The 21,657-nt window shown below is 74.4% G+C and carries 16 protein-coding genes and 1 tRNA gene; 8 read left to right on the top strand and 9 right to left on the bottom strand.

The genetic code is table 11. From position 1 onward, the window contains the following. Window positions 1-14: 14 nt before the first annotated feature. The 3 genes from ACF08D_RS22050 to ACF08D_RS22040 all read right to left on the bottom strand — a co-directional run bounded on the left by ACF08D_RS22050 (window position 15) and on the right by ACF08D_RS22040 (window position 3,015). Entirely contained in the window at window positions 15-1,517 is a 1,503-nt protein-coding gene (locus ACF08D_RS22050) for a Stp1/IreP family PP2C-type Ser/Thr phosphatase (RefSeq protein WP_392224440.1), read from the bottom strand. A gap of 138 nt (window positions 1,518-1,655) precedes the next feature. After that, window positions 1,656-2,168 (bottom strand): FHA domain-containing protein, encoded by a 513-nt coding sequence (locus ACF08D_RS22045; protein WP_392224439.1) that lies wholly within the window; start codon window positions 2,166-2,168, stop codon window positions 1,656-1,658. A gap of 10 nt (window positions 2,169-2,178) precedes the next feature. Continuing rightward, entirely contained in the window at window positions 2,179-3,015 is an 837-nt protein-coding gene (locus ACF08D_RS22040) for an FhaA domain-containing protein (RefSeq protein WP_392224438.1), read from the bottom strand. Between the two features lie 543 nt (window positions 3,016-3,558). Here ACF08D_RS22040 and ACF08D_RS22035 point away from each other — a divergent pair. From ACF08D_RS22035 to ACF08D_RS22015, 5 genes are all read left to right on the top strand, one after another. Further along, a tRNA-Leu gene (locus ACF08D_RS22035) sits at window positions 3,559-3,645 on the top strand. 276 nt (window positions 3,646-3,921) lie between these two features. Then, window positions 3,922-5,853, top strand: a complete 1,932-nt coding sequence (locus ACF08D_RS22030) for an NAD-binding protein (protein ID WP_392224738.1) — start codon at window positions 3,922-3,924, stop codon at window positions 5,851-5,853. Between the two features lie 203 nt (window positions 5,854-6,056). Beyond that, the gene (locus ACF08D_RS22025; RefSeq protein ID WP_392224437.1) at window positions 6,057-6,662 is read left to right on the top strand and encodes a hypothetical protein; all 606 of its coding nucleotides are present in this window, start codon (window positions 6,057-6,059) and stop codon (window positions 6,660-6,662) included. A 114-nt stretch (window positions 6,663-6,776) separates the two neighbouring features. Then, entirely contained in the window at window positions 6,777-8,759 is a 1,983-nt protein-coding gene (locus ACF08D_RS22020) for an SPFH domain-containing protein (RefSeq protein ID WP_392224436.1), read from the top strand. Between the two features lie 241 nt (window positions 8,760-9,000). After that, window positions 9,001-14,100 (top strand): DNA repair ATPase, encoded by a 5,100-nt coding sequence (locus tag ACF08D_RS22015; protein ID WP_392224736.1) that lies wholly within the window; start codon window positions 9,001-9,003, stop codon window positions 14,098-14,100. On the opposite strand, the gene ACF08D_RS22010 is transcribed toward ACF08D_RS22015, so the two are convergent. Further along, window positions 14,097-14,573, bottom strand: a complete 477-nt coding sequence (locus tag ACF08D_RS22010) for a MarR family winged helix-turn-helix transcriptional regulator (RefSeq protein ID WP_392224435.1) — start codon at window positions 14,571-14,573, stop codon at window positions 14,097-14,099. The genes ACF08D_RS22015 and ACF08D_RS22010 overlap by 4 nt on opposite strands. Window positions 14,574-14,904: 331 nt before the next feature. On the opposite strand from ACF08D_RS22010, the gene ACF08D_RS22005 reads away from it, so the two are divergent. The 3 genes from ACF08D_RS22005 to ACF08D_RS21995 all read left to right on the top strand — a co-directional run bounded on the left by ACF08D_RS22005 (window position 14,905) and on the right by ACF08D_RS21995 (window position 17,905). Next, a complete protein-coding gene (locus ACF08D_RS22005; protein ID WP_392224434.1) occupies window positions 14,905-16,425 on the top strand; it encodes a DUF2252 domain-containing protein in 1,521 nt (506 codons plus the stop codon). 33 nt (window positions 16,426-16,458) lie between these two features. Next, window positions 16,459-17,436: a hypothetical protein gene (locus ACF08D_RS22000; RefSeq protein ID WP_392224433.1), complete on the top strand. Its 978-nt coding sequence runs from the start codon at window positions 16,459-16,461 to the stop codon at window positions 17,434-17,436. 124 nt (window positions 17,437-17,560) lie between these two features. Next, on the top strand, window positions 17,561-17,905 hold the full coding sequence (locus tag ACF08D_RS21995; RefSeq protein ID WP_392224432.1) for a rhodanese-like domain-containing protein: 345 nt from the start codon (window positions 17,561-17,563) through the stop codon (window positions 17,903-17,905). A 96-nt stretch (window positions 17,906-18,001) separates the two neighbouring features. Here the strand turns inward: ACF08D_RS21995 and ACF08D_RS21990 are convergent, their stop codons facing one another. From ACF08D_RS21990 to paaA, 5 genes are all read right to left on the bottom strand, one after another. Then, window positions 18,002-19,063, bottom strand: a complete 1,062-nt coding sequence (locus ACF08D_RS21990; protein WP_392224431.1) for a 2Fe-2S iron-sulfur cluster-binding protein — start codon at window positions 19,061-19,063, stop codon at window positions 18,002-18,004. Further along, the gene (gene paaD, locus ACF08D_RS21985; protein ID WP_392224734.1) at window positions 19,064-19,543 is read right to left on the bottom strand and encodes a 1,2-phenylacetyl-CoA epoxidase subunit PaaD; all 480 of its coding nucleotides are present in this window, start codon (window positions 19,541-19,543) and stop codon (window positions 19,064-19,066) included. Between the two features lie 68 nt (window positions 19,544-19,611). Further along, window positions 19,612-20,322 (bottom strand): 1,2-phenylacetyl-CoA epoxidase subunit PaaC, encoded by a 711-nt coding sequence (gene paaC, locus ACF08D_RS21980; RefSeq protein ID WP_392224430.1) that lies wholly within the window; start codon window positions 20,320-20,322, stop codon window positions 19,612-19,614. 8 nt (window positions 20,323-20,330) lie between these two features. After that, window positions 20,331-20,618, bottom strand: coding sequence for a 1,2-phenylacetyl-CoA epoxidase subunit PaaB (gene paaB, locus ACF08D_RS21975; RefSeq protein WP_392224429.1), 288 nt, complete (start codon window positions 20,616-20,618; stop codon window positions 20,331-20,333). Continuing rightward, entirely contained in the window at window positions 20,615-21,568 is a 954-nt protein-coding gene (paaA, locus tag ACF08D_RS21970) for a 1,2-phenylacetyl-CoA epoxidase subunit PaaA (RefSeq protein WP_392224428.1), read from the bottom strand. The genes paaB and paaA overlap by 4 nt, the downstream gene beginning before the upstream one ends. Window positions 21,569-21,657 lie beyond the last annotated feature (89 nt).

The following is a 21,657-nucleotide window of genomic DNA, read 5'->3' as shown; positions in this document are numbered from 1 at the left end:
CCCCCTACGGGTGCTTACTGCTTGCCGCAGTTCGAGGCCAGCTTCTGCTCCTCCTCCGAGAGGGTGGGGCCCGGAGTCGGAGTGGCTGCGGTGCTGGTGGACGGCTTGGGCGTGGGCGCGGTCGGGAGGCCGGTGGTACCGCCGGCCTGGCCCTCACCGGGAGGCGCCGCGGGCGCCCGGTCGGCCGCCGCCTGGCGCTGCTCCTGCTTCTTGCAGGCGGATGCCTGGGTGGCCAGCTCCTCGATCTTGTCCCGCGCCTTGCCGAGGCTGCCGCCGGCGATCGTCTCCTCGACCTGCTTGCGCTGGTAGTCGGGGAGGTACTTGAGTTCGATCTCCGGGTGGTCCTTCTCGACCTCGGAGAGCGAGACCCAGGCCAGGTCCTGGCTGATGCCGCGGTACAGGGCGACGTGGTCGTCCTTGGAGCCGACGTAGTACTGCGTCTGCGTCCAGCGGTAGCCGCCGTACGTCGCGCCGCCGACCACGGCCAGCGCGAGGACGATGAAGAACGATCTCTTCAGCCACTTCCGGCCGCCGCCGCGCGGCTTGGTGAAGTCCCCTTCGGCGTACGCGCCGAAGCCCCCCTCCGGGGGCATGCCGCCGTAGCCGACCTCGTCGCCGCTGCCGGGCGGGCCGAAGCCCCCGCCGGGCGGCTGCGGGGCCGGGCGGCCGAGGCCGGCGGCGCGGCCCGCCGGGGTCTCCATGGCGCCGCCGTCGTTGAGCTGCGTCTGGTTCTCGGCGACCGCGCCGACCACGACCGGGGTGTCGCTGAGGTGCCCGGCCAGGGTGTCGCCGCCGTCCACGTCCAGGACGTCCGCGACGATCACCGTGATGTTGTCGGGGCCGCCGCCGCGCAGGGCGAGCTGGATCAGGTCCTGGACGGTCTCCTGGGGGCCCTGGTAGCTGGCGAGGGTCTCCTCCATCGTCTGGTGGGAGACGACGCCGGACAGGCCGTCCGAGCAGATCAGGTACCGGTCGCCGGCGCGGACCTCGCGGATGGAGAGGTCGGGCTCGACATGGTCGCCACTGCCCAGCGCGCGCATCAGCAAGGAGCGCTGCGGGTGGGTGGTGGCCTCCTCCTCGGTGATGCGGCCCTCGTCGACGAGGCGCTGCACCCAGGTGTGGTCCTGGGTGATCTGGGTCAGCACGCCGTCCCGCAGGAGGTACGCGCGGGAGTCGCCGACGTGGACCAGGCCGAGGCGCTGGCCCGTCCACAGCAGGGCGGTCAGGGTGGTGCCCATGCCCTCCAGCTGGGGGTCCTCCTCGACCATCACCCGCAGCTGGTCGTTGGCGCGCTGCACCGCCGTACCGAGCGAGGTGAGGATGTCGGAGCCGGGCACGTCGTCGTCCAGCGTGACGAGCGTGGAGATCACCTCGGAGGAGGCGACCTCACCGGCGGCCTGGCCGCCCATGCCGTCGGCGATCGCGAGCAGGCGCGGCCCGGCGTAACCGGAGTCCTCGTTGCCCTCGCGGATCATGCCCTTGTGGGACCCGGCGGCGAAACGCAGGGAGAGACTCATGCGCACCTGCCCTGTCGACTCCGACGCCTCCGGGTACAGCCGGTCTCGAGCCACACTGCCCACCCTCCGGTCGGGAGCCTGTGCCGGTCACCTGTGGGCACCGCTGCGGCTCGCTCGCTCCGCTCGCTCATTGTCGTACTACTTCCGCAGCTCGATGACGGTCTTGCCGATGCGGATCGGCGCGCCCAGCGGAATCGGGGTCGGGGTGGTGAGTCGGGTCCGGTCGAGATACGTGCCGTTGGTGGACCCGAGATCCTCGACGATCCACTGGCCGTCACGGTCCGGGTAGATCCTGGCATGCCTGCTGGACGCGTAGTCGTCGTCCAGGACGATCGTGGAGTCGTGCGCGCGGCCCAGGGTGATCGTCTGGCCCTGGAGGGCGACCGTGGTGCCCGTGAGGGTGCCTTCGGACACGACCAGCTTGGTGGGCGCCCCGCGGCGCTGGCGGCCGCCCTGCTGGCGCTGCTGCGGCGGGGCAGCGGCCTGCTGGCGCGCGGCCTGCTGCGGGCGCGCCGCCTCACGGCGCGAGCCGCGCTGTGTGACGCGCGTCCCGAACAGGTCGCTCCTGATGACCTGGACGGCCACGATGACGAACAGCCACAGTACGGCGAGGAAACCCAACCGCATGACCGTGAGGGTCAGCTCTGACATTGCCCCCGCTTCACCCTTCGGCTTGCCGGTAAACGATGGTGGTACTGCCCACGACGATCCGCGAGCCGTCGCGGAGCGTAGCGCGGGTGGTGTGCTGCCCGTCCACCACGATGCCGTTGGTGGACCCGAGATCCTGGATCGTCGAGGGCGTTCCGGTCCGGATCTCACAGTGTCGGCGCGATACGCCGGGGTCGTCGATCCGCACGTCGGCCTCGGTGCTGCGGCCCAGCACCAGGGTCGGGCGGGAGATCTGGTGGCGGGTGCCGTTGATCTCGATCCAGCGCCGCACCTGGGCGCCGGGAGCGGGGCCGGGGGCGCCCGCGGGCCGTCCGGCGGGGCGGCTGCCCGACCCGGGCGGCGGGGCCGCCGGCATCGGGGGAGCGCCCGCCGGGGGGTACCCGTACCCGCCGGGGCGCGCGCCCTGCGCGGGGGCGGCGCCGCCGTGCGCGGCCGGGCCCGGTGACTGTGACGTACTCGACGCCAGCGTCCTGCTGCGCACCCGGTACAGACCCGTGTCGAGGTCGTCCGCCTTCTCCAGGTGGACCTTGATCGGGCCCATGAAGGTGTAGCGCTGCTGCTTGGCGTAGTCGCGGACCAGGCCCGCCAGCTCGTCGCCGAGCTGGCCGGAGTAGGGGCTGAGGCGCTCGTAGTCCGGCGCGCTCAGCTCCACGATGAAGTCGTTGGGCACGACCGTGCGGTCGCGGTTCCAGATCGAGGCGTTGTTGTCGCACTCGCGCTGGAGGGCGCCCGCGATCTCGACGGGCTGGACCTCGGACTTGAAGACCTTGGCGAAGGTGCCGTTGACCAGACCTTCGAGCCGCTGCTCGAAACGCTTCAGGACTCCCATGGGGCACCTCCTCCGTCGTTGCCGTCCTGGTACTGCTTACTGATCGTATCCACGCGTCGGGAAATCGGCTGGTTCCCCTTCTCTGCCCTGTGGACGAGTGTCACCTCTCACAGGGATCGTAGAGCCGCCCTCCGGACAGTGTCCCGCACCTGAGTCACACCCTGCAGGAGTGGGTGCGGCGGGCGGCCGTTCCCGGTTCCGTGCGTGTTCCGCACGACGTGCTCCGTACGTCTCGTGCCGTACGTCTCGCTCCGTACGTCTTCTGTCCGTCTTCCGTCCGGGCTCCTGTCCACCGGTGGGTCCTCTCCATGGGGGGGGGTTCGTGCCGCTCCCGTGCGGGGACGGTGCACGGCCCGCCGGGGCGGTGGCCCGGGGCGGCTCCCCTTCCCTTCCCGTACCCCGCCGGGCCCCTCCCCTCTCTGTTCGCCGAGGGGGAGCTCGAAACAACGGATGTGAATCCACCTCCGGCGACGTGCTAATCTTCAGATGTCGCCAGGGGGACGCACCGGAAGCCGGTGAGAAACCCAAGCGGCAACACCCAATGCGCGGGTGGCGGAATAGGCAGACGCGCTGGATTCAGGTTCCAGTGCCCGAAAGGGCGTGGGGGTTCAACTCCCCCCTCGCGCACCAGAGAAACCGATGAACGGGTTCTCGCCGGAGACGAAAGTCGAGGCGAGGGCCCGTTTCTCGTTGTGCCGCCCCGGCCGGTGCCGCCCCGGCCGGTACCGCTGCGGCCGGTGCCGCTCCCGTGGTGCCGCGCCGGCCGGTGGCGTGACCGAAGTCACGCCGCAGGGCGAGGGCCCCTCGCGGGGCTGTGGACAGCGCGGCGCTTCCCGGTGAAGATCGCACGTGTCCTCCTCCACGCCCCCGCACGCAGCCGCCCGCCCGGCCCCTCCCGCCGGACACATGATCGTCTGCGGTGACGACGCCCTCGCCCACCGGCTGGCCACGGAGCTCCGGGACGTCTACCGGGAGCGGGTCGTCCTGGTCCGTCCCGGCGGCGGCCCCGCGGCCGGGCCCCGGCTGGCCGTGCCCGGCCAGGGGCGGGCCTCGGCGCTGCTCGGGCGGGTCTCCGCCGCGATGGCGGGTGCACCGCCCGCGCCCGAGCGGCTGCCGGAGGAGACCGAGGCCGCGGAGCCCACCGAGCCGGTGCTGGAGGCGGCCGGCGTGGCCCGGGCCGCCGCACTGGCGCTGGTGTACGACGACGACGAGACCAACATCCGCGCCGCCCTCACCGCCCGGCGCCTCAACCCGGGCCTGCGGCTGGTCATCCGGCTCTACAACCGCAAGCTCGGCCAGCACCTGGAGGAGCTGCTCGACCAGGCCGCCCGGGTCGCCCTGCCGGACCTGGACCCCGCCGCCGTCGACGCCTCCACCACCGTCCTCTCGGACGCCGACACCGCCGCGCCCGCCCTGGCCGCCACCGCGGTCGCGGGCACCAGCAAGGTCGTCCACGCCGACGGGCTGCTGCTGCGCGCCGTGGAACGCACCCCGCCCGGCCGCGGGGAGGCCCCCGACCCGGGCCTGTGCACCCTCGCGCTGCTCTCGGCGACCGTCAACGACCCGGCCGGCGAGGAGGGTTCGGACAGCAGCGGCACGGCCGGCCCCCAACTGCTCCCCGATCCGCGCACGGTGGCCGCCGCCGCCGGGCGGGGCACGGTCGTCCTGGAGGCCGTCACCCACACCGTCCCGGCACAGGCGCCCGGACGGCTCGCGGGCCGGGGCCTGCCGCTCTCCGACCTGTTCTCCCGCCGGCTGCGCTGGGCCGTCGCCGCCACCGCCCTGGCCGTCTGCGCCCTGGCGGTGGTCTCCTGGGTGGTCACCGGCGACCATCCGCTGCACGCCGCCTATGTGACGCTGCTCGACCTGTTCTCCATCAACGAGCCCGCCGTCGGCGAGAGCACGCCACGCCAGGTGCTCCAGCTGCTGACCGGGCTGCTGGGCCTGATCCTGCTGCCGCTGCTGGTGGCGGGCGCGCTGGAGGCGCTGGGCGCCTTCCGCGGCGCGTCCGCCCTGCGCCGCCCGCCGCGCGGCCTGTCCGGGCACGTCGTCCTGCTCGGGCTCGGCAAGATCGGCACCCGGGTGCTGGCACAGCTGCGCGGACTCGACATCCCCGTCGTCTGCGTCGAGGCGGACCCGGAGGCGCGCGGCGTGGCCCTCGCCCGGCGCCTGCGCGTGCCGACCGTGACCGGTGACGTCACCCAGGAGGGCGTGCTGGAGGCGGCCAAGATCCACCGGGCGCACGCCCTGCTCGCGCTGACCAGCTCGGACACCACCAACCTGGAGGCCGCCCTCTACGCCCGTACGGTCAAGGCGGACCTGCGGGTGGCGCTGCGGCTGTACGACGACGACTTCGCCACCGCCGTCTACCGCACCCTGCGGGCCGCGCACCCCGGCGCGCTCACCCGTAGCCGCAGCGTCTCGCACCTGGCCGCGCCCGCCTTCGCCGGGGCGATGATGGGCCGTCAGATCCTGGGCGCCATACCGGTCGAGCGCAAGGTGCTGGTGTTCGCCGCCCTCTCGGTGGCGGGCCACCCGCTGCTGGAGGGCCGCACCATCGGGGAGGCGTTCCGGCCCGGCGCCTGGCGGGTGCTGGCCCTGGACACCACGGCGCCCGCGGACCGGCGGCCCGACCTCGCCACCCCGCACCCCGCCGACGGACCGAGCCGGCCGACCGGGCTCGTCTGGGACCTCCACCCGGGGTACGTCCTGCGGCCCGACGACCGCGTGGTGGTGGCCGCCACCCGCCGGGGCCTGGCCGAACTCCTGGGGCGCCGCACCGGCCCCCACACCCCGCCGCACCAGCCGCCCCGGCCGGGCCACGCCACCGGGCGCTGAACCCCGGCCCCGGGCGGCGGACAGGCGCGGGCCCTCGGCATCAAGGACGCGTCAAGACTGCCGGAACACGGCAATGCGCCCGGGCGCGCCCCCCTGTCAGGGTGAGGGAAGCCGGGGGAGGCACCCAAGGATGGTGCCGTAACCCGGAAACCATCGTGCCGCGCCCACGACGCGCGCGCCGACGACGCGAGGGGGCGCACACCATGGGGGAGTTCTGGCAGGCCGTCGCCGCGTTTCCCACCGTGCTGTTCTCGGCGGCCCTGGTGGTGGTGGCCGGGTTCTGGCTGCTGGTGCTGGCCGGCGGGGCCGAGCCGGACGGCTTCGACGGGGACGTGGACGCCGGCGCGTTCGGTCTGGGCGGGGTGCCCGTGGCGGTGTCGGCCTCGCTGCTGATCGTCCTGTCCTGGTTCACCGCCCTCACCGGCTCCGTGCTCCTCGCCCGTACGGGCTGGCCGTCCGGAGCGGTCCATCTGCTCGGCGCCGCCCTGCTGCCGGTCGCGCTGTTCGGCTCCTGGTGGCTCACCCGCCGGATCGTCCGCCCGCTGGCCGCCCTCTTCCCCGACGAACCCGGGCCGTCCCTGCACGACTTCGTCGGGTCGGTGTGCACCATCCGCACCGGGCGGGTGGACGCCGGATTCGGCCAGGCCGAGGTCGCCGCGCGGGACGGCTCCACCGCGGTCGTCCAGGTCCGCCGGAACGACGACAGCCCGCTGGCGCTCGGCAGTACGGCACTGCTGTACGCGTACGACGAGGCCGGGGCGTTCTTCTGGGTCACCGCCTTCGACCCGGCGCTCGACCCGCGGGGCTGATCGGCGGCTGATCCGCGGCTGATCCGCGGCTGGTCCGTGCGGCCTGCCTCCGGGTGGCCCGCGGGCCCTCCCTCTCCCTCTTCCGCTCCTCACCCTTCGATTCGGGGACTCCTCATGGATGCCATCTCCTGGGGCGTCGGCGTGCTCGTCGCCGTCGTCCTGCTCATCGCCGTCGCCCTGCTGTTCGTGATCAGCCGGCTGTTCCGCAAGGTGGAGCAGGGCAAGGCGCTGATCGTGTCCAGAACCCGGAAGGTCGACGTCACCTTCACCGGACAGGTCGTCCTTCCCGTCCTGCACAAGGCCGAGGTCATGGACATCTCGGTGAAGACCATCGAGATCTCCCGCACCGGCCGGGACGGCCTGATCTGCCGCGACAACATCCGCGCCGACATCCGGATCTCGTTCTTCGTACGCGTCAACAAGACCGTCGAGGACGTCATCAAGGTCGCGCAGGCCATCGGCACGGCCCGCGCCAGCGACCAGGGCACGCTGCAGGAGCTGTTCAACGCCAAGTTCTCCGAGGCGCTCAAGACGGTCGGCAAGCAGCTGGACTTCACCGATCTCTACACCAAGCGCGACGAGTTCCGGGACCGGATCATCCAGGTCATCGGCACCGACCTGAACGGCTACAGCCTGGAGGACGCGGCGATCGACCACCTGGAGCAGACGCCGCTCGCCCAGCTCGACGCCTCCAACATCCTCGACGCCCAGGGCATCCGGAAGATCACCGAGCTGACGGCCGTCGAGCACGTGCGCACCAACGAGTTCCGGCGCACCGAGGAGAAGGAGATCACCCGCCAGAACGTCGACGCCCGGGAGGCCATCCTGGAGCTGGAGCGCCGCCAGGCCGACGCCGAGATCAAGCAGAAGCGCGAGATCGAGACCGTACGGGCCAAGGAGGAGGCCGAGACCGCCCGCGTCGTCGAGGAGGAGCGGCTGCGCGCGCAGAGCGCCTTCCTGCGCACGGAGGAGCAGCTGGGCGTCCAGCGCGAGAACCAGGCCCGCGAGGTGGCCGTCGCGCAGAAGAACCGCGAGCGGGTCATCGCCGTCGAGAACGAGCGGATCGAGAAGGACCGGCTGCTGGAGGTCATCGCACGGGACCGGGAGACGGAGCTGACCCGTATCTCGGCCGAGAAGGAGGTCGAGGCCGAGCGCCGCGAGATCGCCGAGGTGATCCGGGAGCGGGTCGCGGTGGACCGCACGGTCGCCGAGCAGGAGGAGTCCATCAAGCGGCTCCGCGCCGTCGAGGAGGCCGAGCGCAGCCGTCAGGCCGTCGTCATCGCCGCCGAGGCCTCGGCGCAGGAGCGCCTGGTCAAGGACATCAAGGCCGCCGAGGCCGCCGAGCAGGCCGCCGTCCACCGCGCCGCCGAGGAGCTGACGCTCGCCGAGGCGCGGAACAAGGCCGCCGACCTCGACGCCCGGGCCAGGGCCCGCCTCGCCGAGGGCATCCAGGCCGAGGCCGCCGCCGAGGGCCTCGCGGCCGTCCGGGTACGGGAGAAGGAGGCCGACGCCATCGAGAGGACCGGCCGCGCGGAGGCGGAGGCCACCGAGGCCCGGCTGCGTGCCGAGGCGGCGGGCCTCACCGAGAAGGCGGCGGCGATGGCCGCGCTGGACGAGGCGTCCCGGAGCCACGAGGAGTACCGGCTGCGCCTGGAGGCGGAGAAGGACATCCGGATGGCCGGACTCGAGGCACAGCGGCAGGTCGCCGAGGCCCAGGCCGCGGTGCTCGCCACCGGACTGGAGAACGCCGACATCAACATCGTCGGCGGAGAGACCGCCTTCTTCGACCGGATCGTCGGGGCGATCTCCCTCGGCAGGAGCGTCGACGGCTTCATGGAGTCCTCGGAGACCGCCCGGACGCTCGCCGGGCCGTGGCTGGACGGCTCGGCCTCCTTCACCGAGGACCTGACGAAGGTGCTGGGGTCGGTGTCCACCGCCGACGTGCGGGACATGACCGTGTCCGCGCTGCTGATGAAGCTCATGCCGGCCGGGTCGGGCCGGCTGGACGAACTGATCGGCAAGGCACGGCAGTTGGGCCTGGCCGACATGCCGGTGGCCGAGCTGGCGGACCTGGACGCCGCCGCCGTCAAGGGCTGACGGTCACGGCGCCGGGCCGGGTAGGCACCCGGAGCCGCCGCGCGGGGGGCGGCGGCTCCGGGGAGGGGGCCCGGGGGCGGGGGCTCCGGGGGGCTCCGGGGGCTGGGGCGGTGGCCGGCGGCGTACGCGGCCGGCCGGTCCGTCACGTACACGTACACGTACGAAGGAGTGGGAGAGCGGCATGGGGACGGCGGGGATGGTGGGGGCGGTGGACACGGTGGAGTCGGCGGGGGTGGCCGGGATGGCAGGGGCGCCGGGGGCTCCCGGGGCGGCCGGGGCGGTGGGGGCGGCGGGGGCCACCGGGACGGCGGAGATCGACGCCGGTACGTACGAGGTGCTGCGCGACCGCCTCGGCGCGCGGGCCGCCGAGCTGGCCCGGCGGGCCGGTGCCCTGAACACCGCGCGCGTGGCGGCCTTCGGCGCCACCGGGCTCGCCCTCACCACCACCGGCCACCTCCGCACCGCGCGGGACCTCGTGGCCCGGGACGTCGTCGCGGTCGGGGACGTGCTGCTCGCCGGGTACGAGGCGGCGTCGCCCGGGGACGTGTTCGCGCTCCACGACCGGGACCTCGGCCGGCTCCCCGACGACGCGGTGCCGGGGCTGCTCGACGACCCGGCGTTCGCCGCCGAGTTCGCGGCCCTGCACCGCTACTACCGGGACGCGCGGTTGCTGCGGCTGCGGCGGGTGGACGACAGGCTGCTCGCCGTCTTCCGGACCGGTGCCCGGGCGGAGGACATCCGGGTGCTGCGCTGGTCGGTGTCCGCCTCCGGCGAGGTGCGGTTCCTGGACGCGCGCGGCGAGCGGGACCACGTCCTGCCCGACCCGTACGACGTCGACTGGACCGGGGCCACCCGGGACGACCACGTCCTCGGCAGGCACCCGCACATCGCCGTCGCCGGGGGCGCGGTCTTCGTGTCCACGGTCGGCGGGGCGCTCACGGTGAAGACCGAGAACGACACCGAGACCGGTGCGGCCGTCCACAGCGAGCCGGTCGGTGAACCCCTCCAGTCCCTCGCGGACGCGGAGGTGGCGTACGCCGTCGTCGGGCCGCTGGTCCTGCTGCGCGTCCGCCCGTACAAGGAGGAGACCCGCCGCCACCTGGTCGTCCACACCCCCACCGGTGCCGTGACGCGGCTGGACGGCATCGGGCTGTCCTGCCGCCGGCTCCCCGGCGACCGGGGCGTCGTCTTCCCCGGCGGCCTCTGCCTGGCCACCGGCGCGGTGAAGACCTTCGACACCGACACCTCGGGCCTCGCGTTCGAGCGGGCCGTCCGCGCGCCGGGCGGCGAGGACGTGCTGTACGCGTTCACCGCCGCGACGGGCCGCGCGCTCCTGATGCCGTACAACCTCGTCCGCGAGGAGGTCGCCACCCCGATCGCGTGCCACGGGTGGGCGCTGCTCGACGACGGAACCCTCGCCGCCCTGGGCGCTGGGCCCGGGGAGCCCGTGCGGGCGCACCCGGTGCGGCTGTGGCGGACGCCGTTCGTGGCCGGGGCCGCGCCGGAGGGCGAGGGGCCGCTCGCCCGTATCGGCAACGCCGACCTGGTCCGGGGCATCGCGGACTGCCTGGCGGTCGCGCGGCAGGTCACCGGTGCGGGGGGCGCCGCCCTGCCCGCGGGCGGGGGCGGGGATGCGGTCGGGGGCGGGGCCGGTGACGCGTCCGCGGGCGGGGACGGGGACGTGGCCGGTGCCGGTGCCGGGGGGACGTACGCCGCGCTCGTCGCCGCCTGTACGCGGGCCCTCGACCGCTTCCCCTGGCTGGGCGACGCGGACGTGGGCGACCTGCGCACCCCGCTGGAGGAGGTGCGGACCACCGCGGAGCGCGTACTGCGCGAGGCCGAGACCGTACGGGCCCTGCGCGACCGGGCCGCCGAGGCCCTCGGCCGCGCCCGGGAGGACCTCGCGCGGCTGGTGCGGCGGGTACGCGGGGAGGCGCCGGCCACGGCCGGGGAGTGGATCGCCCGCATCACCGAACTCCGGCGCGCCCAGGGCGGTCTGACGGCACTGAGGGAGATGCGGTACGCGGACACCGGGGACGTGGACGCGCTCGCCGGGGAGGCCGGGGCGCACATCGCCGCGACCGCCCGGGGGGCGGTCGCCTTCCTCGCGCGCGACGACGCCTTCGCCCCGCAGCACGCGGAGGTGGAGCGGCTCACCGCCGACGCCGGGTCGGCCACCACGACCGCCGAGGCGGCGGCGGTCACCGAGCGGCTCGACGCCCGGGTACGGGACCTCCAGGGCCTCACCGAGGTGGTCGCCGGGCTGGACATCGGCGACGCCACCGTCCGTACCGCCGTGCTGGAGCGGATCGCCGGGGTGCTGGGCGGCCTCAACCGGGTACGCGCCCTGCTCGGCGCCCGGCGGCGGGAGCTGCTCGACCAGGAGGGCCGGGCGGCCTTCGCGGCCGAGTCCGCCCTCCTCGCCCAGACCGTCACCGGCGCCCTGGCCGCCGCCACCACCCCGGAGTCCTGCGACGAGCAGCTCGCCCGGCTGCTGCTCCAGCTGGACAACCTGGAGTCGCGCTTCGCCGACCACGACGCCTTCCTGGGCGAGATCGCCGACAAGCGCGCCGAGGTCCACGACGCCTTCGCGGGCCGCAAGCAGGCCCTCCAGGACGCCCGGGCCCGGCGGGCCGAGCGCCTGGCCGCCTCGGCCTCCCGGGTCCTGGAGACCCTCGCCCGCCGGGCGGCCGCCCTGGACGGCCCGGACGAGGTCGCCACCTTCTTCGCCTCCGACCCGATGGCCGAGAAGGTCCGCCGCACCGCCGCCGAACTGCGCGACCTCGGCGACCGGGCACGGGCCGAGGAGCTGGAGGGCAGCCTGGGGGCCGCCCGCCAGGAGGCCGGGCGGGCCCTGCGCGACCGCGCCGAGCTGTACGCGGACGGCGGTGACACCATCCGGCTGGGCGGCCACCGCTTCGCCGTCACGCCCCGGCCGCCGGAACTTACCCTCGTACCCGATCAGGACGGCGGCCTGGCCTTCGCTCTCACCGGCACCGACTACCGCCGCCCGGTCACCGACCCCGGCTTCGCGGACACCCGCCCCTACTGGGAGCAGCTCCTGCCGTCGGAGAACGCCGACGTCTACCGCGCCGAGCACCTCGCCGCGCGGCTGCTGGCCGAGCACGGAGCGGCGGCGCTCGCGGACGCAGGCCCGGCGGGCCTGGCCGCCCTGGCCACCCGGGCGGCCGGGGCGGCCTACGACGAGGGGTACGAGCGGGGCGTCCACGACCACGACGCGGCGGCGATCCTCTCCGTACTGCTCCCGCTGCACGAACGGGCCGGGCTGCTGCGCCACTTGGCCGCCGACCGGGCCGCCGCCCAGCTCTTCTGGGCGCACGGGACGACCGCCGGCGACCGGGCGGCCTGGACGCGCGAGGCCGTGTCGCTGGTCCGGGCCAGGGAGACCTTCGGGCCGCCGCCCGCCCTGGACGCGCTGCGCGGCGAGCTGGCCGGGGCGGGCGGCCTGAGCGGTCCCGCGGCCGCGTACCTGGTCGAGGAGCTGGCGGCCGGCGGGTCCTTCACGACCGGCCCCGCGGCCCGCGCCCTGCTGGAGAACTTCCACCGGTCTGCGGGCTCCTCGCCGTACGCCGAGGACGTCCGCACCCTGCTGGGCGAGGGTGACGCGGCGGGCGCGCGCCGGCTGGTGGAGGGCTGGCTCGTCCCGTACGCGGAGTCCTGCGCGGAGCCCGGGGCGGAGTCCTGCGCGGAGTCCTGCGCGGAGTCCTGCGCGGAGTCCTGCGCGGAGTCCGGGGCGGAGTCCTGCGGGGAGTCCTCCGGCGAGCGCGTGGACCCGGGGGACCTCGCGGAGGCGGTGGCGATCGAGGTCTGCCCGGGGCTGGCCCGCCATGACGCGGACGTGCTCCCGGCCGGCCGCGTGGAGGGCCTGCTCGGCACACACCCCCGAATCGACCGGGGCACCCTTCCGCTGAGGCTGGACGAGTTCCTCGCCCGTACCGGCGACTTCGCCCGCCGGGTGGTGCCCGGCTTCCGCGCGTACCAGCGGCGCAGGAACGCCCTGGTGGCCGCCGAGCGGGAGCGGCTGCGGCTGGACGAGTACCGGCCGAGGGTCATGCCGTCCTTCGTGCGGGGCCGGCTCGTGGACGAGGTGTACCTGCCGCTGGTCGGGGACAACCTGGCGCGGCAGATCGGGGCGGCGGGGGCGGCGAAGCGGGCCGGTACGAGCGGCCTGCTGCTGCTCCTGTCACCCCCGGGGTACGGCAAGACGACCCTGGTCGAGTACGTCGCCGCCCGCCTCGGCATGCTGCTGGTCAAGGTCGACGGCCCGGCCCTCGGCCACGGCACGACCTCCCTCGACCCGGAGCGGGCGCCGAACGCCGCCGCCCGGCGGGAGGTCGAGAAGATCCACTTCGCGCGGGAGGCCGGCACCAACGTCCTGCTGTACCTGGACGACATCCAGCACACCTCGCCCGAGCTGCTGACCCGGTTCGTGCCGCTGTGCGACGCCACCCGCACGCTCGACGGCCACGACCTGCGCGGCAAGCGCTTCGCCGTCTGCATGGCCGGCAATCCGTACACCGAGTCCGGGCAGCTCTTCCAGGTGCCCGACATGCTCGCCAACCGCGCCGACGTCTGGAACCTCGGCGACGTCCTGACCGGCAAGGAGGACGCCTTCGCGCTGAGCTTCGTGGAGAACGCGCTCACCTCCCACCCCCTTCTCGCCCCGCTCGCCGGCCGCGACCGCACCGAGCTGGAGGCCCTGCTCGCCCTGGCCGCAGGGGACCCTGCGGGCCGGCCGGCCACGCACCCGGACGGCCACTCGTACGGCCACTCGTACAGCCATCCGTACGCGCCCGCCGAGCTGGAGGCCGTGCTCGCGATGCTGCGCCATCTGCTCACCGCCCGCCGCACGGTCCTGGCGGTGAACGCCGCCTACATCGCCTCCGCCGGCCAGGCCGACGCCGACCGCACCGAGCCGCCCTTCCGGCTCCAGGGCTCGTACCGCACCATGAACAAGATCGCCGCTCGTATCTCCCCCGCCATGAACGACGCCGAGCTGGGCGCCGTCGTCACCGACCACTACGCGGCCGAGGCCGGGACGCTCACCACCGGCGCCGAGGCCAACCTCCTCAAGCTCGCCGCCCTGCGCGGCACCCTCACCGACGACCAGCGGACATGGTGGCAGACCCTCACCGACGCCTACGTCCGCTCCCGCTCCCGCTCCCAGGACTCCGGCGCCGACGCCCTCACCCGGGCAGTGGCCGCCCTCACCCTGCTCGCCGACCGCGTCGCCGCCATGGAAACGGCGATCACCCGTGCGAGCGCGGGCGGGGATGCCCGGGCGGGTTCCGGCGGGGACGGCCCGAGCTCGGACGGCTAGGCGGGGCTGTTGCCCGTGTTTCTGGGGGCCGCGCCGTCGGCTGTGGCGCTGTCCGTGCCGTTGTAGCGCAGGAGGTACGCCGCGAAGCGGGCGAGGTCGTCGGTGGACCAGTCGGCGAGGCGCTCGTGGTAGGCGGCGCGGCGGCTGGCGTGGGTCGAGGAGAGGGCTCGGGTGCCGGCCTCCGTGGGGTGCAGCACCTGGACGCGGTGGTCGGCGGGGTCGGGGCGGCGCTCGACGAGGCCCAGTTTCTCGAGCGTGGTGACCTGGCGGCTGACCGTGGACTTGTCGAGCAGGTAGTGGGCCGCCAGGTCGGTGGCGCGGCAGCCCTGCCGGTCGTCGATGTGGGCGAGCAGGGTGTACGACACGAGGGACAGCTCGGGGTGGAGCCGTGCGGCCGTGGCGCGGGCGCGGCGGGCGAAGGCCGTCAGCTCGCGCTGGATGGTGTCGACCGCGTCGTCGCGTCCCGCAGGCATGACGTGCACCTCCGCGCCTCGCTCGTGTCCCCACTGTCGGTTGCGCAGTACAACGATAGTGGGTTTCCATGGCTTTCTGCCGCTTCCTGCCGCTTTCCGCCGGTCACGGGTACCGCACGGGGGCCGCGCCATGTCGTCCGTAGTCCTCGGTTGTCGGGTGTCGGTCATTGGTCGTCCACAGGCGGGGACGGGAGGCCGGGGGCGGAGGTACGGTCTGGACACCTGGGCGAACGGTGCGGCGTGAAGGGCGCCGCGGGCCGGCGTCCGGGGCGAGGGCCGGGGCTGGTTGTCGGCAGGCCGTGTGGCGACGGGCGAGGGGACGGGGCAGGTCATGAACGACATCCGGACGGTGGTGCCGGCGCCGCGGGGCGACAGCGGCGGTGAGGGTGCCGACCGGAGCGGTGACGAGCGTAGCGGTGGCGGCCGGAGTGGTGGGGCGGGTGGCGGCCTGGGCGGTGGGCGCATACCCGCGGTGCCCGGTTTCGCGTCCGCCGACCGGCTGCGGGGCGCGGGGCGGTCGCCCAAGCAGCAGGGCAAGGAGCTGCGGGAGCGGGTGCCCCGGGCGTCGCACGAGCTGCTGGAGCTGACGTCCGACCGGCCGGACGCGGTGCGGGCGGTCGAGGAGTCCAACCGGGGCCGGGTGCCGGGGCTGGCCCCGCTGCGGGTGGGCCGGATGGCCGCGACCCCGTTCGCCTTCCTGCGCGGTGCCGCCGGGCTGATGGCGCACGACCTGGCGGGGACGCCGGTCACCGGGATCGCCGCGCAGATATGCGGCGACGCGCACGCGGCCAACTTCGGGCTGTACGGCGACGCCCGCGGCGGGCTCGTGATCGACCTGAACGACTTCGACGAGACCGTGACCGGCCCCTGGGAGTGGGACGTCAAGCGGCTCGCCACGTCCCTGGTGCTGGCCGGCCGGGCGGCGGGTGCCGACGAGGACGTGTGCCGGGCGGCGGCCTTCGACGCGATGGGCGCCTACCGGCGGACCATGCGGCTGCTGGCCAGGCTGCCCGTGCTGGACGCCTGGAACGCCATCGCCGACGAGGAGCTGGTCTCGCACACGGACGCCCGGGACTTGCTGGGCACGCTGGAGCGCGTCTCCGAGAAGGCCCGGGGCAACACCAGCGCCCGGTTCGCCGCCAAGTCGACCGAGGACTGCCCGGACGGCGCCCGGCGGTTCGTGGACGCCCCGCCGGTGCTGCGGCGCGTGCCGGACGAGGAGGCCGCGGCGGTCGCCGCCTCGCTCGGCCCGTATTTGGAGACGCTGCCGGAGGACCGGCTGCCGCTGCTCGCGCGGTACGCGATCCACGACGTGGCGTTCCGGGTGGTGGGCACCGGGAGCGTGGGGACGCGGTCGTACGTGGTGCTGCTGCTGGACCACCGGGGTGAGCCGCTGGTGCTCCAGGTCAAGGAGGCCAGGCCCTCGGCGCTGCTGCCGTACCTGCCGGGGATCGGGTTCCCGGTGGAGGAGGTGCCGCACGAGGGCCGGCGGGTGGTCCTGGGGCAGAAGCGGATGCAGGTGGTGAGCGACAACCTGCTGGGCTGGACGACGGTCGACGGCAGGCCCTACCAGGTACGGCAGTTCCGCAACCGCAAGGGCAGCGTGGACCCGGCGGCGCTCGCCGCCGACCAGGTCGACGACTACGCCCGGATGACCGGCGCCCTGCTGGCCCGGGCGCACGCGCACAGCGCCGACCCGCGGGTGGTCGCCGGGTACTGCGGCAAGAACGAGGAGCTGGACGAGGCCGTCGCGCGGTTCGCCGTGGCGTACGCGGACCGCACCGAGGCCGACCACGCCGACCTGCTCGCGGCGATCCGGAGCGGGCGGCTGCCCGCCGAGCTGGGGGTGTGACGTTCCGGGGCGCCGCGCCCGTACGCTGGTCGGGTGACGACCCCGAACGACGACGTGTCCGGTGCCCCGAACGACGACGTGACCGGCGCCCCGGCCGGCGACCGGGAGCCCGGCGCGACCGCCGCGCCCGGTGCGGCTGCTGAGCCTGGTGAGCCCGCTGAGCCCGCCGAGTCCGGTGCGACCGCCGGGTCCGGTGCGACCGCCGGGTCCGGTGCCGCCGGTCCGGCGGGTGAGCGGCCCGAGGCGCGGCTGGAGCGGGCGGTGCGCGCGGCGGAGCAGGCGCTGATCGAGTTCGAGATCGCCGTGGAGACGTTCCGGGTGGAGGTCGAGAACTTCTCCCGGCTGCACCACCAGAAGCTCGGCCCGATGTACGCCCGCCTCGACGAGCTGGACGCCTTGATCGCGGAGGCCCGCGCCGCCCGCACCGGCGATCCGGAGGACCTGGCGAAGGCGCAGTCGGCGCGGGCGCTGGTGATGCCGATGCCGGGCGTCGACGAGCTGTTCGGCGACTGGATGGACTCCGACGGCCTGTCCCCCGAGGCCGACGCCATGCTCACCGACCGGGCGGTGCGCCCGCCCCGGCGGGTCCGGCCGAGCGACGAGGCCCGCAAGCTCTACCGCGAGCTGGCCCGCAAGGCCCACCCGGACCTGGCCCGCGACGAACAGGAGCGGCAGCGCCGGGAGGAGTTCATCACCCGGGTCAACGCCGCCTACGGGCGCGGTGACGAGGCGCTGCTGCGGGAGCTGTCCGAGGAGTGGGCGGCGGGCCCCGCGCCGGCGGCCTCCGCCCTCAGCGAGAGCGAGGAGCTCTACGCCCGGCTCGACTGGCTGGCCCGCCGCAAGGAACTGCTCACCGTGGTGGCCCGGGACCTGGAGGACAGCGCGATCGGCGCGATGCTCCGCATGGCGCCCGAGGACCCGGACCGGCTGCTGGAGGAGATCGCCGAGCAGCTCCTCGCCCAGGTCTCCGCCCGCGAGGCGGAGCTGGCGGCCCTGGCGGAGACCCCCTAGCTCCCCCGCCGCCCGCCCGTGAGGGCGTCCGCCGGCGCTTGCCCGTCGGCGGCGCCGGTGTACTAGCGTCGGGACCGACCCCCACCCGGCGGGCCGCCCGCCACCGACAAGAGAAGGTCTGACCATGAACTTCGCACCGCTGCCCTCCGTGGACGCCGCGACGGTCCCGTCCGACGGCCTGGTGCTCGACGTCCGCGAGAACGACGAGTGGGCGGCCGGGCATGTGGAGGGCGCGCTGCATGTGCCGATGAGCGACTTCGTGGCGCGCTTCGGCGAGGTGACGGAGGCGGTCGCGGACGGCCGGCGCGCCTATGTGATGTGCCGGGTCGGCGGACGGTCCGCCCAGGTGACGCAGTACCTGGTGCAGCAGGGCATCGACGCCGTGAACATCGAGGGCGGCATGCTCGCCTGGGAGGGCGCCGGCCGCCCCATGGTCACCGACACCGGCACCCCCGCCTTCGTCCTCTGAGCCGTTCACTGAGCCGGCGGGCACGGCGCCCGGTGGGCCCGTGCGGCGGGCGGGCTCCCGCCCTGGGCCCGCCGCCCCTCAGGCGCGCGCCCGCGCTCAGCGGTCGAAGTCCAGCTCCACGTCCGCCGTGACCGGGTGCGACTGGCAGGCCAGGACGTAACCGGCCTCGGTCTCCTCGTTCTCCAGCGCGTAGTTGCGGTCCATCCGGACCTCCCCGGCGACCAGGAACGCCCGGCAGGTGCCGCACACCCCGCCCTTGCAGGCGTAGGGCGCGTCCGACCGGCTGCGCAGCACCGTGTCCAGCAGGGATTCGCCTTCCGCGACCGGCCAGGTCCCGGACCGGCCGTCGAGGGTCGCGGTGAGCGTGGCGTGCGCGGGGGCCGTCGCGGGACCCACGGTGGCGGGCGCCGAACCGTCGTCCACGTGGAAGATCTCCTGGTGGATGCGGGCGCGGTCCACGCCCAGGCCCCGCAGCGCCCGGTCGGCGCCGGCGACCAGCCCGAAGGGGCCGCACAGGAACCACCCGTCGACCTCGCCGACTGGGAGCAGCGCCGGCAGCAGCCCGGCCAGCCGCTCCTGGTCCAGCCGGCCCGAGGGCAGTCCCGACTGCTGCTCCTCCCGCGACAGGACGGTCACCAGCTGGAAGCGGTCGGGGTAGCGGTCCTTCAGGTCGGCGACCTCCTCCAGGAACATCGTCGACGCCGCCGTGCGGTCGCTGCGGATCAGGCAGAAGCGGGCGGCCGGCTCGCGGACCAGCAGCGTGGAGGCCATGGACAGCACCGGGGTGATCCCGCTGCCGCCCACGATCGCCGCGAAGTGCCCGGGGCGCGGCTCCAGCAGGAACCGGCCCATCGGCGCCATCACCTCGACGGTGTGCCCGACCGCCAGCTCCTTGAGGGCGTAGGTGGAGAACTCGCCGCCCTCCACCAGCCGGATCCCCACCCGGAGGACCGGGTCCTCGCCGGCACCGGCGGCGGGGGAGCAGATCGAGTACGTACGGCGGATCTCCTCGCCGCCCGCGCCCGTGCGGCGCACGGCCAGGTGCTGGCCGGGCGTGTGGCGGAAGGTCTCGCGCAGCTCGGGAGGGACCGCGAAGGTGACGGCGACCGCGTCGTCCGTGAGCCGCTCGACCTCGCTCACCCGGAGCGGATGGAACATCTACAACTCCTTGAAGTGGTCGAACGGTTCGCGGCAGGCGGTGCAGCGGCGCAGCGCCTTGCAGGCGGTGGAGGAGAAGCGGCTCAGCAGCTCCGTCTCCGTGGAGCCGCAGTGGGGGCAGCGGATGGCCAGCGTGAGAGGCACGGGACCGCCGCCGGGGCCCTGGGGGCGGGGCGGAGCTATCCCGAACTCGCCGAGCTTGCGGCGCCCTTCCTCGCTGATGTCGTCCGTCGACCAGGCGGGGGACAGGACGGTGACCACCGACACCTCCGCCACGCCGTGCTCGTGCAGCACGCGCTCGATGTCCGAGGACATCGCCTCGACGGCCGGGCAGCCGGTGTACGTCGGGGTCAGCTCGACCCGCACCCGGCCGGGGGCGAGGACCTGCACCCCGCGCAGGACGCCCAGCTCCTCCAGGGTCAGGACCGGCAGTTCGGGGTCCGGCACCGACCCGGCCAGCCGGCTCAGCTCCTCCTCCAGCGCGGTCCTGGCCGGTGCGCCAGTGGCACCGGTGGCACCGGTGGCACCGGTGGCGCTCGTGGTGCCGGTCACCACGACGCCCCCGGGTGGCTGCGGTGCAGGTGCTGCATCTCGGCGAGCATCCGGCCGAAGTCCTCGGTGTGCAGGCCCTGGCGTCCCGCGCCGGCGCTCCACGCTCCCGCGCGGGGCCCCTCGGGCACGGTCAGCGTGGCCCGCTCCAGCACCGCCGTCACCGACGCCAGCCAGTCGGACTCCAGCTCCTGCCAGTCCACGTCCAGCCCGTCGACCGACTGGAACAGCTCGCCCGTGAAGCGCCACAGCGCCGTGCAGGCCCGCTGCATCCGCTCGTGGCTCTCGGCCGTGCCGTCGCCCAGCCGCAACGTCCACTGCTCGGCGTGGTCCTGGTGGTAGGCGACCTCCTTCACGGCCTTGGCGGCCAGCCCGGACAGCGCGCCGTCACCGGCCGCCGCGAGCCGTCCGTACAGCATCCGCTGGTAGGTGGAGAAGTAGAGCTGCCGGGCGATGGTGTGGGCGAAGTCGCCATTGGGCTGTTCGACCAGCTGGGCGTTGCGGAAGGCCCGCTCCTCGCGCAGGAACGCCAGCTCGTCCTCGTTCCCGACGAGGGAGAGCAGCACCCGTGCCTGCCCGAGCAGGTCCAGCGCGATGTTGGCCAGCGCGACCTCCTCCTCCAGGACGGGGGCGTGGCCGGCCCACTCGCCGAGCCGGTGCGACAGCACCAGCGCGTCGTCGCCGAGGGCGAGGGCCGCTGCGGTGCTCACGGTGGCGGTCACAGGTTCTTCACCCCCTCCGGGACCTCGTAGAAGGTCGGGTGGCGGTAGGGCTTGTCGGCGGACGGCTCGAAGAACGGGTCCTTCTCGTCGGGCGACGACGCGGTGACGGCCGCGGAGGGGACGACCCAGATGGAGACGCCCTCGCTGCGCCGGGTGTACAGGTCCCGGGCGTTGCGCAGAGCCATCTGCGCGTCCGGCGCGTGGAGGCTTCCCGCATGGGTGTGGGACAGGCCCCGGCGGGAGCGCACGAACACCTCCCACAGCGGCCATTCGCTGGACGTCATGCCGTCGCCTCCCCGTGCTTGGCCGCGAACGCCGCCGCGGCCTCCCTGACCCAGGCGCCCTCCTCGTGGGCACGGCGGCGCTGGGTGATGCGCTGTTCGTTGCAGGGTCCGTTGCCCTTGAGGACTTCCTTGAACTCGGTCCAGTCGATGGTGCCGAAGTCGTGGTGCCCCCGCTCCTCGTTCCACCGGAGGTCCGGGTCGGGGAGGGTGAGGCCCAGCGCCTCGGCCTGCGGGACGCAGATGTCCACGAACCGCTGCCTCAGCTCGTCGTTCGAGTGGCGCTTGATCTTCCAGGCCATGGACTGCGCCGAGTGCGCCGACTCGTCGTCCGGCGGGCCGAACATCATCAGCGACGGCCACCACCAGCGGTCCACCGCGTCCTGCGCCATCGCGTGCTGCTCCGGCGTCCCCCGGGAGAGGGCGAGGAGCGATTCGTACCCCTGGCGCTGATGGAACGACTCCTCCTTGCAGATCCGGACCATCGCGCGGGCGTAGGGACCGTAGGAGCAGCGGCACAGCGGCACCTGGTTGGTGATCGCAGCGCCGTCCACCAGCCAGCCGATGGCGCCGACGTCGGCCCAGGTCAGCGTGGGGTAGTTGAAGATCGAGGAGTACTTCTGCCGGCCGGTGTGGAGCTTGTCGAGCAGCTCGTCGCGGCTGGTGCCGAGGGTCTCGGCGGCGCTGTACAGATACAGGCCGTGGCCGGCCTCGTCCTGCACCTTGGCCATCAGGATCGCCTTGCGCCGCAGGGAGGGCGCGCGCGTGATCCAGTTGGCCTCCGGCTGCATGCCGATGATCTCGGAATGGGCGTGCTGGGCGATCTGCCGGACGAGCGTGGCCCGGTAGGCGTCCGGCATCCAGTCGCGCGGCTCGATCCGCTCGTCGGCGGCCACCGCCGCGTCGAACTCCGCCTCGTGCGTCTGCCGCGTGTCCGCGGTCACTGACGTCATCGGACCCCCTACCGACCGATCGTTCGGTTGAATGACTTCAATGGTGGGTCGGCGGCCCGTATGGTGTCAACCCTGTGGATAACTCCGTG

It is taken from the genome of Streptomyces sp. NPDC015131 (assembly GCF_043079975.1).
In the GTDB taxonomy this organism is placed as follows: domain Bacteria; phylum Actinomycetota; class Actinomycetes; order Streptomycetales; family Streptomycetaceae; genus Streptomyces.
The sequence above is the reverse complement of the archived record's forward strand: the minus strand, read 5'-3'. Positions and strand labels throughout refer to the sequence as shown.